The sequence below is a fragment of the uncultured Winogradskyella sp. genome, assembly GCF_947496485.1.
GTDB lineage: Bacteria > Bacteroidota > Bacteroidia > Flavobacteriales > Flavobacteriaceae > Winogradskyella.
This window is the reverse complement of sequence record NZ_CANMCZ010000003.1, coordinates 182383-198103: the sequence shown is the minus strand read 5'-3', so window position 1 is coordinate 198103 and position 15721 is coordinate 182383. Positions and strand designations below refer to the sequence as shown.

Sequence of the window (15721 nt, the reverse complement as noted above, 5' to 3'; positions counted from 1 at the left end):
ACAGGTCTAAAACTGAAAAATCAATGGAAGAAAAGAAATTTGACATTAACTCTATAATAGGTTTTGTCCTCATATTCGGTATTTTGATATTTATGATGTATCAAAATAGTCCAACACCTGAAGAAGTTGAAGCGAAAAAGAAAGCCGAACAAGAACAGGTTGAAGCAGAGAAGAAAGAAAGCAAACAAAATGAAGCGGTTGTTACAACATCCAAAGATTATCCTAATGTCAAAGTTACAGATTCATCTGAGCAAGTTGCTCTTAAAAATAAGGTTGGTGCAATCTCGTATGCTTACACGTTAGAAGGTGAAGATATAACAACTGTAGAAACTGATGTTTTTGAATTAAAGTTTAATAGAAAAGGTGGGCATTTAGCACAGGTAAAACTAAAAAACTTTGTAGATTATGATTCAGTGCCAATTTATTTGGTAAAGGATAATAATAGTGCTTTCAATCTTACATTTAGCACTTCAGACAGCCGTACGCAAAATACACAAGACCATCCTTTTCAGCCTAGTGTGACTAAAAGCGGTGAGAATACTGTTGTATCGATGAAGCTTAAATTTTCAGAATCTGAATATTTAGAATACCGTTATGAGTTAAAGCCAAATGACTATATGATTGATTTTTCAATCAAGTCTCAGGGTTTAAGTGGTGTATTTAACACATCGCAGCCTATTGCTCTAGATTGGAAACAGAAACAGATTCGCCATTCCAAAAGTATAAGTTACGAAAATCGTTATACAAGATTAACCTATATGCATGATGATGGAAAGGTTGATAAATTATCGCAAATGAGTGATGATGACGAAACTGTTGAGGATGTTGAGTGGTTATCTTATAGGCAGCATTTCTTTAGTACAATATTAGTTTCTAATGAAAGTACGTTAAAAAATGTAGCGTTAACTTCCAAGGATTTAGTTGAAGATGAAGAGGTTGATACTTTATTTACAAAATTATACACCTCTAAATTTCCGCTGGCATATAATGGAGGTGAAATAAATAAGAGTTTAGGCTTATACTATGGGCCAACAGATGCTAAAACGTTAAAGTCTTATGATAAAGGTCTAGAAGAAAGTATTCCTTTTGGTTGGGGAATTTTTGGATGGATTAACAAAGCACTTTTTATCCCTCTATTTGGTTTCTTAAGTGGATTTTTACCGTATGGTATAGCCATTATAGTAATGACTATTTTGGTGAAAATAATGTTGTCTTTTGTACAATACAAGCAATTCTTATCTCAAGCAAAAATGAAAATTTTAAAGCCAGAGTTAGAAGCTATAAGAGCAAAGTATAAAGACAACAAATTAAAAGCTCAGCAAGAAACGATGGCATTGCAGAACAAAGCTGGTGCTAGCCCTCTTAGTGGATGTTTACCAGGTTTAATGCAAATTCCTGTGTTTTATGCCTTGTTTATGTTCTTCCCAACTGCTTTCGAACTAAGACAGAAAAGTTTCCTTTGGGCAGATGATTTAAGTTCTTATGATTCTATTGCAGAACTACCATTTCCAATACCGTTTTATGGAGACCATGTTGCTTTATTTCCAATATTAGCAGCAGTTGCAATTTTCTTTTACATGAAAATGACCACTGGTCAGCAAGTGGCTACACAGCCAACACAAGAAGGTATGCCAGATATGGGTAAAATGATGAAGTATATGATCTACTTCTCACCACTTTTAATGTTAGTATTCTTTAATAACTATGCGTCTGGTTTAAGTTTATATTACTTTATATCTAACTTAATTAGTATTGGTATTATGTTAGTCATTAAAAACTACATTATTGATGAAGATAAAGTATTGGCTAAAATTGAAGTCAGTAAAACAAAACCTAAGAAACAAAATAAGTTTCAAAAGAAAATGGCTGAGATGATGGAACAGGCTGAACAACAGAAGCAAGCCCAAAAGCGTAAAAAGTAACAGAAATTGATTTTTATATATAGAAAAGCCCTTTGAAAAATTTCAAAGGGCTTTTTACTAACTAAATCAATCAATATAAAACGAGGTAATCACTCCTCACTTTTTCTTTTATTGTGGTGGTAATATTACTTTATCTATAACATGTACTACACCATTTGTAGATTGTATATCTACTAAAGTTGTTATTATATTACTAACACGACCATTAGGATCTGTTAGTGTAAATGCTGTATTATCTGCTGTTATTTCACCACCTAGTGTTGCAACAGCACCGTTAGGAAGTCCTGAAGATTGTACATTAGCCCCTACAATGTGGTAAGTTAATACACTATCAACCGTCGCAGGATCTAAATCACCTAGAGCGGTATTTCCTGAAGGATCTAATTCCAATAATAAATCTGCAAATGCATCATTGGTTGGTGCAAATACTGTAAAAGGCCCAGCTGTGGCGTCAGAAACTGTTGCTATGTAAGGAACAGTTGGTGTTCCAGTGTCTGCTAATTGTAGCGCAGCTACCAGACTTGATAAGGCTGGGTTTGATGTAGCGAATGTAGCTATTGTCGGTAAATCGATAACTTCATCCACAACATGAATTATACCATTTGTACCAACTATGTCAGCTGTTCCAACTGTAGATAGTCCATTAAATACAACTCCATCAGATGTGTCAAAATAAATACTTAAATCAGTATCATTAGGTCCAACTGCTGAAGTGTAAGCATATCCAGAACCTGAAGCTACTAAATCAGTTGATAATATAACACCACCAAGTACATGGTTTAGAAGTATGCTAGATAAAGCGTTACTATTTGGATTAGCAAAATTACCAAAAGCATCATTTGTCGGTGCTAATACAGTGAAAGGACCATCACCTTGAAGTGTAGTTACTAAATCTTCAGAAGTTAAAGCACCAGTAAGGGATGTGAAATTGCTATTATTTAAGGCATGATCAACGACATCTGGCAAGCCAATTACAGCATCAATTACATGAACAATACCATTATCTGCATCTACATCAGCTAATCCGTCGACCACAGTAGCTACATTATTAAAAGTAACACCACTAGATGTGTCAAATAATAGACTTAAGTTATTTCCACCTGCACCAGTAGCACTTGTACTTGTATAACCAGAACCCATGTTAACTAACATTGTTGAAGTGACCTCACCAGAGATAACGTGATTTAATAATATCTGAGATAACAAATCAGTAGGAACTTCTTCTAATGAAGCAAAACCATTTGCAGATAGAAAGTTACTAAATGCAGTATTTGTTGGTGCTAAAACTGTAAAAGGACCATTACCACTTAGAGTAGCAACAAGATTACCATCTGCTCTGACTAACGCATCTACTAACGAGCTTAAATCTGGAGTAGCCACTGCTAAATCAACAATAGTATTCGTTTCTGGACCGCTTGGTCCACCGTTGTCATCGTCATCACTACATCCAGTGATTCCTATGACTAATAAAAATACTGTGAGTAATTTGAATGTTTTTGAAATAATTTTCATTTTTTTGAGTTTTTAAAATTGTTCAACATTTCAAACTTTAATTAGTTTGTTTAACGAAATTACAAAATGATTAAACAAAAAGTGTTTTTGTGCTTATTTTTTACAATAACTTTAACAACCATATACGCCCAAAAATCGGTTAATCAGTTCGATAAAGCGGGTAAACGTCACGGTTTGTGGACAAAAAACTATCATCAAACAGATCAAAAACGATATGAAGGCACATTTGTTCATGGCAAGGAAGTTGACTCATTTAAGTTTTATACATTATCGAAAGGGAAAAGTGTTTTAAGTGCCATAAAGGTGTTCAATGAAAAGGATAGTATAGCCGATATTACCTTTTATGCTTCAAATAAGAAAATAATTAGTAAAGGTAAAATGGATGGCAAGCGTTTTGTCGGTCAGTGGATATATTATCATAAGGATTCTACTAAAAAAATGATTGTAGAAAATTTTAATGATGAAGGAACGCTAGAAGGTGAACGCTATGTTTATTATGATAATGGTTTAGTTGCAGAGCAAGCATCTTATAAAAATGGTCAACTAAATGGTGAAGCTAAATGGTTTTTAGAAAATGAAGTTTTAATTAAATCATCTCAGTATAAGAATGATAAATTAGAGGGTAAAACCATTAATTATGATGCTTCTGGTAAGAAAGATTCTGAAGGCAATTATATTGCTAATCAAAAAAAAGGTGTTTGGAAGTATTATAAAGATGGAAAAATAGCTAAAGAAATTGATCACACAAATAACAAGGTCATTAAGAAATACGAATAGTTTTTAGCTATTACATTAATAGAATTTAGAAATGGTAATCTTAATAAGATTACCTTTTTTATTTTGTAATTTTGCCGAAGTTTTTCGAACAAAAAAGAAAATAAATTTGTACAAATGAAACGAGTCATAGTAGGACTTTCTGGAGGTGTGGATTCTAGCGTTGCTGCTTATCTTTTAAAAGCGCAAGGCTATGAGGTTATAGGTTTATTTATGAAAAATTGGCACGATGATTCTGTAACCATTTCAGATGAATGCCCTTGGTTAGAGGATAGCAATGATGCCATGTTAGTAGCGGAAAAGCTTGGTATTCCTTTTCAAACTGTAGATTTAAGTGTACAATACAAAGAGCGTATTGTGGATTATATGTTTAATGAATACGAAAAAGGACGAACACCAAATCCTGATGTTTTATGTAATCGCGAAATAAAGTTTGATGTCTTTATGGATATCGCATTAGAATTAGGAGCAGATTACGTCGCTACAGGTCATTATTGCAGAAAAGGAACCATTATAAAAGATGGAAAAGAGATTCATCGACTTTTAGCTGGCGTAGATACTAACAAAGATCAATCCTATTTTTTATGTCAGTTATCTCAAGCGCAATTAAGCAAAGCTCTATTTCCATTAGGTGAATTAACAAAACCTGAAGTTAGAGAAATAGCAAAAGCACAAGACTTAATAACGGCTGAAAAGAAAGATTCCCAAGGCCTATGTTTTATTGGTAAAGTTAGATTACCAGACTTTTTACAACAACAATTAAAGCCTAAAGAAGGAGTCATTGTTGAGGTTGCAGATTCTTTTGAAATTTATAATGAGGCAGTTCCAATATTCAATTCTAAAGAAAGTGAATTGGAATATTTATCTAGAAAACCAGAATATTCAGTTACTGATGGAAAAGTTGTTGGCAAGCATCAAGGTGCACATTATTTTACTAAAGGACAACGAAAAGGTTTGGCTGTTGGTGGAACTGTAGAACCACTTTTTGTTATTGACACAGATGTTGAAGAAAACATTATTTACACTGGTCAGGGAAAAAACCATCCTGGTTTATATAGAAATACGTTGTTTGTAACTAATGATGAGCTACATTGGGTAAGAGAAGATTTAGCTTTAACCGAAGGTGAAACTTTACCTGTTTTAGCAAGAATTAGATACAGACAAGCATTAGAAAAAGCGACTTTACATAAAGTTGAGACTGGTCTATACGTGGAATTTGAAAACAAACAATCTGCAATTACCGAAGGTCAATTTGTAGCTTGGTACATAGAAGACGAATTGTTAGGTTCAGGAGTAATTTCTTAAATTGCAAAGAAAAAGCCATGTTAAGAAAGCTAACCATGCTTTTATTGCTCTTATTTAAAATAAATAGCTACGCTCAAGAAGATGCTTGGATTTATCTTGCAGATAAGCCAAATGTTGCAGCTGCTTTGGCCAATCCTATCTCAATACTTACTCAGAAATCCATTGATAGAAAACAAAATCATAATATAGCAATAGATGAACGCGATGTACCCGTTAATGAAGCGTACATATCAAATTTAAAAACCCAAGCAGGAATCACAGTTCTAGCTAAATCTAAATGGTTTAATGCTGTTCATGTTAGAGGGATTGAAACTGACATTAACGCTTTAAGTACGTTGACATATGTAGACAGTATTGATTTTGCAAATAATAATTTAGACGTAGCTTCACGTTCAGAAGTTATTCAAGATAAAACAGATATAGAAGATGAGAATATTGTGTTTACTTATGGTGATACTCAGAATCAGATAGAAATGATTAATGTAGATAATTTGCATGTTGCAGATTTTACAGGTGAAGGTATTACGATTGCAGTTATGGACTCTGGTTTTCCGAATGTGAATACTATGGGAGCTTTTCAGCGTTTAAGAGATAATGGAGATTTGTTAGATGGTTATGATTTTGTAAATAAAACTTCAGATGTATATGCTTTTTCAGGAAGTAGTCATGGTACACGAGTATTAAGTACTATGGCAGGTTTTATACAAGATCAATTTGTTGGTACAGCGCCAGATGCTAAATATTATTTGTTTATAACGGAAGAAACTGGTAGCGAAACACCAGTAGAGGAAAGCTATTGGGTGGAAGCTGCAGAACGTGCAGATAGTTTGGGTGTAGATATGATTAATACATCGCTTGGTTATCGTGTATTTGATAATGCAAACTATGATTACACACCAGCAGATATGAATGGCCAAACAACTTATATAACCAGAGGAGCATCCATTGCTTCCGAAAAAGGAATTTTAGTCGTAGTTAGTGCAGGTAATGCTGGTGCAACTGCATGGCAAACGGTTGGTGCGCCAGCAGATTCACCAGATGTTTTATCAATAGGAGCTGTTAATGCTGATGGAAATTATGTGTCCTTTAGTTCTCAAGGTAGTACAGCACAAGTAGGATACCAGAAACCAGATGTTGTAGCTAGAGGTGGATCGGCTTATGTTGTAGACCAAAACAATACGATTACTCAAAATAACGGAACCTCATTTAGTGGACCAATACTGTGTGGTGGTATAGCATCTTTGTGGCAAGCCATTCCAGATGCATCTCCAACAGAAGTTATGAATTATGTAAGGCAATCTGCATCGCAGTTTAATTCTCCAGATGATTTTTTAGGTTATGGTATTCCAGATTTAGATTTAGCGAGAAACATGGCATTATCTGTTGATGAAGCGTTGCTTGAAGATTTTAGCTTTTATCCAAATCCTGTTAAAGATGTATTAAATCTGAGATTACCATCAATTTTAAATACTATAGAATTGTCAATTTATAATCAATTAGGTCAAAAAGTTTATCAAACTAATCTTAAAGATGAATTGTCTTTAATTGATGTTTCTAAATTTTCAGTTGGGATTTATTTGATGAAATTATCATCTGAAACAACATCAAAAACCTATAAATTCATAAAGCAATAAATGGCAAACAGAATCACAACGCTTTTTAATATAAAATACCCAATCATCCAAGCTGGAATGATTTGGAACAGTGGTTGGAGACTAGCTTCAGCAGCAAGTAACTCGGGAATTTTAGGTTTAATTGGTGCAGGCTCAATGTATCCAGATGTGCTGCGAGAACATATTCAAAAATGTAATGCAGCCACTGATAAACCATTCGGTGTTAACGTGCCCATGTTATATCCAAATATTGAAGAGATAATGGATATAATTGTAGAAGAAGGTGTGAAAATTGTATTCACTTCTGCCGGAAATCCAAAGACTTGGACCGAATGGTTACAAGATAAGGGGATAACTGTAGTGCATGTTGTAAGTAGTGTAAAGTTTGCCCTAAAGGCACAAGATGCAGGAGTCGATGCAATTGTAGCCGAAGGTTTTGAAGCAGGAGGACACAACGGAAGAGATGAGACGACAACGCTAACATTGATTCCTATGGTAAAAGAACAATTACATATTCCACTCATAGCAGCAGGAGGTATTGCCACAGGAAAAGCTATGTTAGCCTGTATGGTTTTGGGAGCTGATGGAGTACAAGTAGGTAGCCGATTTGTAGCTAGTGAAGAATCTTCAGCACACCAAGCCTTTAAGCAAGTTGTGATTGATGCTAAAGAAGGAGACACACAACTCACTTTAAAAGAATTAGCACCAGTACGACTTATTAAAAATAAATTCTACAACGAATTACAAGAACTCTATAAGACAGGGCCAACACAAGAGCAACTCAAAGAATTGTTAGGAAGAGCAAGAGCCAAACGTGGCATGTTTGAAGGCGATTTAGAAGATGGTGAATTAGAGATTGGACAAATCGCTGGACTCATACATAATATAAAACCTGTAGCTGAGATTGTAAAGGAGATGGTGAGTGAGTTCGAGGAAGCTAAGCAGATTACTAGCCAATTATAATTTCTCGTCAGTAAATAAAAGTATTATAACGAAACTATTGAGTGAAATTACAGATTTCTAAAAATTATCTTATAGATTTGAAACTTATAAGTATTATACTACATGCTTTAATACTTTGGTTTTATGATTTTTAAAACCTTAATCTTATTATAAAATTTAAATAAATGAAAAGAATAATCACGTTAATATTAATTGTTGTAAGTAATTTTACCTATGCTTTAATCTCCTCAGATAATGATTTTACTGATCCTGTAGTTATTGAAATTACTGATACATCACTTAATAGTGTTTATTATCATCAAAATAGTTTTACAGAGCCAACAAAGCTAGTGTTTACAAATTTAACTTCTGTTAGTGGTTCTATTTATTTTCATCAAAATGTAAATTTAGTTGAAGTAGAATTTCCATTACTACAAAATGTTGAAAGCTCTATTTATTTTCATCAAAATAATGATTTAGTTAAAGTTGAATTTCCATTATTAGAAAGCATTGGTAGTTATTTTTATTTTAATGGAAACCTTAATTTGGAGATTATTAATGCACCTAGTTTAACATCTGTAACCAGATATTTATCTATTTCAGGTAATGTGTCTTTAACAGAATTAAATATATGTAGTCTTACAGAAATATTACCAGAAGAATTCTCTTCTTCATTACCTTATTATAATATTTCTAATAATAATAGTGTTATTGATGCAGTTCCACAATGTTTCAGTATTGGTGCTCCTAATAATCTTGTAATAAGTAATGTGATAATTAGTGAGAATGAAGATGTCAATAGTTTAGTAGGAACGTTATCAGCTGATAGTAATGGTCCTAATGAAGACTTAATATATTATTTAACAGAATATGAATTTGACAATGAAGACTTTTCAATAGATGGAAATCAATTAATTACAAATTCATCTTTTGACTACGAAACAAAGAACGAGTATGTAGTAGAAGTAGGAGTGAGAAATCTTTTAGGTGAAAAGTTAGAAATTCAGTTTACTATAAATGTAGAAGATGTAATAAATGAGAATGTTACTACAATTGAAATCACAGATACAACACTAGATAATGTTTATTACCATCAAAATAGTTTTACAGAACCTACAAAACTTGTGTTTACCAATCTAACTTCTGTTAGTGGTTCTATTTATTTTCATCAAAATGTAAATTTAGTTGAAGTCGATTTTCCTTTATTACAAAATGCTGGAAGTTCTATTTATTTTCATCAAAATTTAAGCCTGGTTGAAGTTGATTTTCCATTATTAGAGAGCACAGGTAGCTATTTTTATTTTAATGGAAACCTTAGTTTAGAGATTATTAACGCGCCTAATTTAACATCAGTAACTAGGTATTTATCTGTTTCTGGTAATGAATCATTATTAGAATTAAATATTTGTAATCTTACAGAAATAGTACAAGACGACTCTTCATTACCTTATTATAATGTTTCAAATAATAATAGTATCATAGATGCGGAGCCTCAATGTTTTAGTATTGGTGCTCCAAATAATCTAATTATAAGTAATTCTATAATTAGTGAGAATCAAGATTTAAATACCATTATTGGCACTTTGTCAGCAGATAGTAATGGCTCTAATGAAGATTTAATATATTATTTAACTGAATATGAATTTGATGATAATGAGAACTTTTTAATAATAGGAAATGAATTAGTCACAAATACCCCTTTAGATTTTGAAGGAAGAAATGAATATGTAATAGAAATTGGTGTGAGAAATCATTTAGGCGAAAAATTAGAAAGTGAGTTCACTATCAACGTTGAAGATATAATAAATGAAACTATAACTACTATAGAGATTACAGATACAACCCTTGATAATATTTATTATCATAAGGATAATAGTTTTATTACGCCTACAAAACTGGTTTTTACAAATTTAACTTCTGTTAATGGTTCTATTTATTTTTATCAAAATGTAAATTTAGTTGAAGTGGATTTTCCAATGTTAGAAAATACTGGTAGTCATATTTATTTTGATAGAAATCTTAGTTTAGAAGTTGTTAATGCACCAGCTTTGACAACGATAGCGAATTACTTATACGTTTCAGGAAATGAGTCATTAACTGCATTTAATGTTTGTAATTTAATTCAAATTCAACAAGTAGATGATAATGAATCGTATTACTACATAAGAAATAATTCAAACTTAGATATTAGTACGACTTGCTTGACAATTACTGACGTAATATTCTCTCCTGTAGATACGATTGTTATACTACCTGCTCCAAATACATTGATTGGTACATTTATTAGTGATAGTGACGATTTAAATATTCAGTATTATTTTGTTGATGATGATGGAAATCAGGTTGTTAATGAAGATTTTGTTATTGTTAATAACGAGCTCTATTTAGCTAGAGAATATGAGGATTACATAGAAACAGATTTTAACGATTTAATTATTAACGCAATAAGAACTGTTTCTACAACAACTGGTGATAGTGTAGACACTCAAAATAGAAACAGTACTCTTAATGAAAGAATTGAATTAGTCTTTTCTTTTAGTATAGATAATGCCGTTCTTGGAGTAAATGATTTTAATAGTGACTTAAATGAGATCTCTATAAATCCTAATCCAGCTAAACAATATTTTAGAGTTTATTCTAAAATGCCTCTAGAATCAATCACTATATATGGTATAGCAGGAAATCGATTAAGAACCTACGACGAAAATGAGCAACAGCTTTATGTTGGAGACCTTCCGTCGGGTATTTACTTAGTCAATATAAAGCAAAAGAATAATTCAATTAATGTAATCAAAAGATTAATAGTTGATTAGTTTTAGAAGACTGAGAACTTGAGATTGCCTAAATCGCTGGATTGATCCAATATAAACCTGTGGCTGAGATTGTAAAGGATATGGTCAGTGAGTTTGATGAAGCCAAGCAAAATATAATTTCAATGTAAAAACTAAAATTAGCTAGTCTTAATGCCACAATAGTTGAACCAAAATCACTCAACTTAATTTTACAAAATTAAATACTAACTTTGCTTAGGGTCTGTTGGCATAAATAAAAGTAATATGAGAAAGTTAGTAATTAAACTTTTGAGATGGTTCAATCCAGGTACAATTAAAATCCGACATCATTTAACAAAAAAGCCTTTTTATCTGGATGCATTCTTACATAAAGGCTATTGGTATTATGGGATAAGAAGAGAACGAGAAACTATTGATCTATTCGCTGAAATCCTTCCTGACTGTAGTTTTGCAATAGATATTGGTGCAAATATTGGCTATTTTAGTCAGTATTTTTGTCATTTGATGAACGACTCTAAGAAATTAATAGTTTTTGAGCCTGAGCATAATAACTTAGTGTATTTAAAAAGAAATATTGATTGCTATGATAGTATTCGGATAATTGAAAAAGCTGTATCCTTTGAAAATGGTACGGCAAATTTTTATGTCGAAAACTTATCTGGACAAAATAATTCCTTGTTGAGCGACTACAAAGTTTTTGATGAAGTGTTGGAAAACTCTGGGTTAACCGCTACAAAAACAGTTATTGAGGTTGAAACGATTACTCTTGATAGCTTCATGGAACAAGAGTACCCAGATGAAAAACCGGATTTCATTAAAATAGATGTCGAAGGGGCAGAATTATTTGCTCTCCAAGGAATGAAAAACATCCTTGAACTACATGCGCCTACTATAATGGTTGAAATTTCTGATAAGATACCCGAAGTTCTAAAATTACTACGTGATTTTAATTATGTCTTAATCAATCCTCATAAAGAAATAATAAGAGATGATAAATTAATGACTGATTATTTTGGAGAATTCTTTAATGTGTTTTGTATTCATAAATCTAAAAATGAAATATTTCAGAAACTTAAAATTGACCTATAGCTAAATGAGCACTTTGGCTATTATCAAATTTATTTTTATTCATTAGGAAATAGAATCTAACTCATCAGCTTTTAATATCATCTTGGATATGGGTCATTTATAAACTCATATTGTAAATTAATTATAACCCTTAAATTGACCATAAAACCTGTAGCAGAGATTGTACAAAAATATGGTCGCAGAGTTTGAGGAAGCTAAACACAATATAACTTCATTTTAGATACAAAATGCGTGGTTCTAAGTATTGATTTTATGTTTTTTTAAAGCTAACTCCGCTTAACAAACGATATAGTCCAATTGTGACTGACCATATCTAAGTGTTAAGTGCAATTCCAAGATTCATCCTTAAAAATAATTTGTATAATATCACCTACAACTTTATATGTTATGGTCTCAAACTACTGTAAAATTGTTCTGGTTGAGCAATTGCTTTATTTTTTTATCTTAGTAATTATATAACTAACTACTAACTAAAAAAAATAATCATGTCAGATCAACAAGTATTTGAGGCAAGCCCAGAAAGTAAATCAAAAGCAAAACAACTACGCATATTTGCTATGCTCGCATGGATTATAGCTATTGGAGCTCAAATCTATGCTATTATAAAGCTGATTAGTAATGAGACTATGGTTTGGCTTATTGTCGCTATTGTAGTGATTTTAATCCTAGCAGTAACTGGCTCTTACTTATGGAAAAAAGCCAACCGATTAGATCCAGCATCAGAAAAGGATAAAGTGAAATTCTTTATTCAAAATCAATTGGGAGCTATTATGGGTGTTTTAGCGTTTTTACCTTTGGTGATTTTAATTTTTACTAATAAAGATTTAGATGGTAAAACTAAAGGAATAGCAGGTTCTATTGCTGTTGTAGCGATGCTAGTAGCAGGTATATCTGGTGTAGATTTTAATCCTCCTTCGGTAGAGAAATACACTAAAGAAATTAACGAGCAAAATGCTACGCTTAAAGATTTAAACGTTAATAGCGATAATGTATACTGGACAAGCGCGGGAAATAAATACCATATTTTCGAAGACTGTTATCATATAGATGGAAAAACTAATGTCACTAATGGTAGTGTAAAGTTGTCTTTTGAACAACGTGGTATTTCAGAACTTTGTAAAACTTGTAAAAGTAAAGCTGAGAAGACAAGTAGCATTACTGAATAGAAATTTTTTGTAGTTAAATTACTACAATTAAATAATCATATCGAGTTTGCTTAACATCAACTAAAACCGCTGCTTTTGCGTCATGGTTTAAATAACTATATCAAAGAATTTTAATATAACTCTGGCAACACAAGTAAGATTAAGAATGCCTAGCGCACGTTTTTTAGCTTTGTAGATAAGACATTGTTGGACAATTTGAATTGGTACGAGTTTCTTTAGACAATAGCTTTATATAGCTAGCTTAGTATTTTAAAGAAAGATTTATAATTTTTCACGACTAAATGGACATTAAAAACCAACTCATGAAAAATTATATTATAGTTTTAATCTTGTGTATCAGCTTTTCTTCATTTTCACAAAGTCCTTGGACTCAAGAAAAAGGCAAGTTTTACACGCAACTTTCATATACAACCATACCAAATTATACAGAGTTATTCGGTGATCCGGATTATAACTCATTTGGAGAAATTTCAGATAATACCATTCAGTTTTACGGTGAGTATGGTATCTCAGATAAGACAAGTTTAATTGTTAACCTTCCTTTAAAGCTAATTTCAATTACTAATTTTGAAAGCCCTTTTATTGATTGTACAGGCGACTGCTCCAAAGATTTTAATGAAAACGCATTAGGTAATCTAGAGATAGGTATAAAGCATAATTTCTATAAAAAAGATTGGATATTGTCTAGCCAATTTTCTGTCGAGGCAAATACAGGTGCATATGACGAAACTTCAGGAATTAGAACAGGTTATGATGCCTATACTCTTACTCCACTTTTTTTAGCAGGTCGAAGTTTTGAAAAAACGTATATTCAAAGTTTTATAGGTGCTAATATTAGAACTAATGGTTATAGTTCTAATTTTAAGATTGGAGGAGAAGTAGGATATAAAATCACTAGCCATATTTGGCTCATAGGCTTTCTAGATGTTGTAAAGTCTCTTGAAAACGGGGATATTCTATTACCATCTCTAAATCGTTTTAATGCACTTTATGTGAATGACCAAGAGTATGGTGCTTACGGTCTAAAAGGTATTGGTGAGATTACAGACAGGTTTGGTGTTACAGCTGGTTTTGGAGGTGCTTTTTTTGGTAATAATGTTGCTAAACAAGCAGCTCTGAATTTTGGTCTTTACCATAAGTTTTAGGTTTATACAGCTTATATAAAACTTCATCCGTTTTATTAAAATTACTAAGACCAAAACACATATTTTTGCCATATGGTTTTAAGTAACTACACCAAAGAATTTAAATACAATTGGCAACTAGCAGCACCAGTAATGTTAGGTATGCTTGGTCATACCTTTGTTAGCTTTGTTGATAACATTATGGTTGGGCAATTAGGTACTGCAGAATTAGCGGCAGTATCTTTAGGGAACAGTTTTATGTTTATTGCCATGTCTTTAGGTATTGGTTTTAGTACAGCCATTACTCCTTTGGTAGCTGAGGCAGATGGAGCAAAAGATTTTACTGGTGGTAAATCAGCATTTAAACATGGTTTATTTTTATGTACGGTTTTAGGGATTCTGTTGTTCATTTTGGTCTTTTTTGCCAAGCCACTCATGTACTTTATGAAACAGCCTGCTGCTGTTGTAGAGTTGGCGATTCCGTATTTAGATTTGGTCGCATTTTCATTAATTCCGTTAATTATATTTCAGGGATTTAAGCAATTTAGTGATGGTTTATCAATGACTAGATATCCGATGTATGCTACCATTTTAGCTAATGTGGTTAACGTATTACTAAATTATGTGCTCATCTTTGGTAAGTTTGGTTTTCCACAGTTAGGTATAGTTGGTGCTGCTTATGGGACGCTGGCATCACGTTTTATAATGTTATGGTATCTCTGGTATTTATTAAGAGGGAAAGAAAAATCTAAAGCCTTCGTTACTAATATTAAGTTCTTTGTTTTAGATAAATTAATGCTTCGAAAAATCATTAATCTAGGAGCACCAAGTGCTATGCAAATGTTTTTTGAAGTTGCTATTTTCACAGCAGCGATATGGTTAAGTGGTTTGCTTGGTAAAAATCCACAAGCGGCAAACCAGATTGCACTAAATTTGAGCTCTATGACCTTTATGGTTGCTATGGGAATTAGTGTTGCCTCAATGATTAGAGTGGGTAATCAAAAAGGATTAAAGCAATATTTTGAGTTACGACGTATCGCGTTTTCGTTATTCTTACTAGGTACTATATTTGCTATTGTTTTTGGATTGATATTTTTTGTTTTTCACGAGTATTTACCGCGTATATATGTAGATTTTGATGATGTCATAAACTATGACGACAATATGGAAGTAGTGAAAATTGCTTCAAATTTATTATTGGCTGCTGCTATTTTTCAAATTAGTGATAGTATTCAAGTGGTAGTTTTAGGTGCATTGCGTGGACTACAAGATGTGAAAATTCCAACGTTAATTACTTTTATAGCGTATTGGTTAATTGGTTTTCCTGTAAGTTGGTTTTTAGGTAAAGAAGATGCTTATGGTAGTTTTGGTATTTGGTTAGGCTTACTAGCAGGATTAACAAGTGCTTCAATTCTGCTTTACATTCGATTTAATTATCTAACTAAAAAGTTAATTAGAGAGCAAACTTAAAACTTTTTAACT

The 15721-nt window shown here is 32.2% G+C and carries 11 protein-coding genes; 10 read left to right on the top strand and 1 reads right to left on the bottom strand.

Annotation, left to right across the window (positions count from 1 at the left end):
• The first annotated feature begins 23 nt into the window (after window positions 1-23).
• Entirely contained in the window at window positions 24-1922 is a 1899-nt protein-coding gene (gene yidC / locus Q0822_RS11240) for a membrane protein insertase YidC (protein WP_299123635.1), read from the top strand.
• A 108-nt stretch (window positions 1923-2030) separates the two neighbouring features.
• Here yidC and Q0822_RS11235 read toward each other — a convergent pair whose 3' ends face one another.
• On the bottom strand, window positions 2031-3434 hold the full coding sequence (locus tag Q0822_RS11235; protein ID WP_299123634.1) for a fasciclin domain-containing protein: 1404 nt from the start codon (window positions 3432-3434) through the stop codon (window positions 2031-2033).
• A gap of 66 nt (window positions 3435-3500) precedes the next feature.
• On the opposite strand from Q0822_RS11235, the gene Q0822_RS11230 reads away from it, so the two are divergent.
• From Q0822_RS11230 to Q0822_RS11190, 9 genes are all read left to right on the top strand, one after another.
• Window positions 3501-4211: a toxin-antitoxin system YwqK family antitoxin gene (locus tag Q0822_RS11230; protein WP_299123632.1), complete on the top strand. Its 711-nt coding sequence runs from the start codon at window positions 3501-3503 to the stop codon at window positions 4209-4211.
• Window positions 4212-4325: 114 nt separating this feature from the next.
• Window positions 4326-5513 (top strand): tRNA 2-thiouridine(34) synthase MnmA, encoded by a 1188-nt coding sequence (gene mnmA / locus Q0822_RS11225; protein ID WP_299123630.1) that lies wholly within the window; start codon window positions 4326-4328, stop codon window positions 5511-5513.
• A 17-nt stretch (window positions 5514-5530) separates the two neighbouring features.
• On the top strand, window positions 5531-7147 hold the full coding sequence (locus Q0822_RS11220) for a S8 family serine peptidase (protein ID WP_299123628.1): 1617 nt from the start codon (window positions 5531-5533) through the stop codon (window positions 7145-7147).
• Window positions 7148-8089, top strand: coding sequence for a nitronate monooxygenase (locus Q0822_RS11215; protein ID WP_299123627.1), 942 nt, complete (start codon window positions 7148-7150; stop codon window positions 8087-8089).
• A 164-nt stretch (window positions 8090-8253) separates the two neighbouring features.
• Entirely contained in the window at window positions 8254-10881 is a 2628-nt protein-coding gene (locus tag Q0822_RS11210; protein ID WP_299123626.1) for a T9SS type A sorting domain-containing protein, read from the top strand.
• A gap of 243 nt (window positions 10882-11124) precedes the next feature.
• The gene (locus Q0822_RS11205) at window positions 11125-11949 is read left to right on the top strand and encodes an FkbM family methyltransferase (protein ID WP_299123624.1); all 825 of its coding nucleotides are present in this window, start codon (window positions 11125-11127) and stop codon (window positions 11947-11949) included.
• 485 nt (window positions 11950-12434) lie between these two features.
• Entirely contained in the window at window positions 12435-13115 is a 681-nt protein-coding gene (locus Q0822_RS11200; protein WP_299123623.1) for a hypothetical protein, read from the top strand.
• Window positions 13116-13417: 302 nt separating this feature from the next.
• On the top strand, window positions 13418-14260 hold the full coding sequence (locus tag Q0822_RS11195) for a hypothetical protein (RefSeq protein WP_299123622.1): 843 nt from the start codon (window positions 13418-13420) through the stop codon (window positions 14258-14260).
• Window positions 14261-14332: 72 nt separating this feature from the next.
• Window positions 14333-15709 (top strand): MATE family efflux transporter, encoded by a 1377-nt coding sequence (locus tag Q0822_RS11190; protein ID WP_299123621.1) that lies wholly within the window; start codon window positions 14333-14335, stop codon window positions 15707-15709.
• The last annotated feature ends 12 nt before the right edge of the window (window positions 15710-15721 follow it).

What these genes read in the sequence shown, in the direction of transcription:
- Q0822_RS11205 (WP_299123624.1), top strand. Translation starts at nt 11,125, where the DNA reads ATGAGAAAGTTAGTAATTAAACTTTTGAGATGGTTCAATCCAGGTACA.
- Q0822_RS11210 (WP_299123626.1), top strand. Translation starts at nt 8,254, where the DNA reads ATGAAAAGAATAATCACGTTAATATTAATTGTTGTAAGTAATTTTACC.
- Q0822_RS11195 (WP_299123622.1), top strand. Translation starts at nt 13,418, where the DNA reads ATGAAAAATTATATTATAGTTTTAATCTTGTGTATCAGCTTTTCTTCA.
- Q0822_RS11200 (WP_299123623.1), top strand. Translation starts at nt 12,435, where the DNA reads ATGTCAGATCAACAAGTATTTGAGGCAAGCCCAGAAAGTAAATCAAAA.
- Q0822_RS11220 (WP_299123628.1), top strand. Translation starts at nt 5,531, where the DNA reads ATGTTAAGAAAGCTAACCATGCTTTTATTGCTCTTATTTAAAATAAAT.
- Q0822_RS11235 (WP_299123634.1), bottom strand. Translation starts at nt 3,434, where the DNA reads ATGAAAATTATTTCAAAAACATTCAAATTACTCACAGTATTTTTATTA.
- Q0822_RS11190 (WP_299123621.1), top strand. Translation starts at nt 14,333, where the DNA reads ATGGTTTTAAGTAACTACACCAAAGAATTTAAATACAATTGGCAACTA.
- mnmA (WP_299123630.1), top strand. Translation starts at nt 4,326, where the DNA reads ATGAAACGAGTCATAGTAGGACTTTCTGGAGGTGTGGATTCTAGCGTT.
- yidC (WP_299123635.1), top strand. Translation starts at nt 24, where the DNA reads ATGGAAGAAAAGAAATTTGACATTAACTCTATAATAGGTTTTGTCCTC.
- Q0822_RS11215 (WP_299123627.1), top strand. Translation starts at nt 7,148, where the DNA reads ATGGCAAACAGAATCACAACGCTTTTTAATATAAAATACCCAATCATC.
- Q0822_RS11230 (WP_299123632.1), top strand. Translation starts at nt 3,501, where the DNA reads ATGATTAAACAAAAAGTGTTTTTGTGCTTATTTTTTACAATAACTTTA.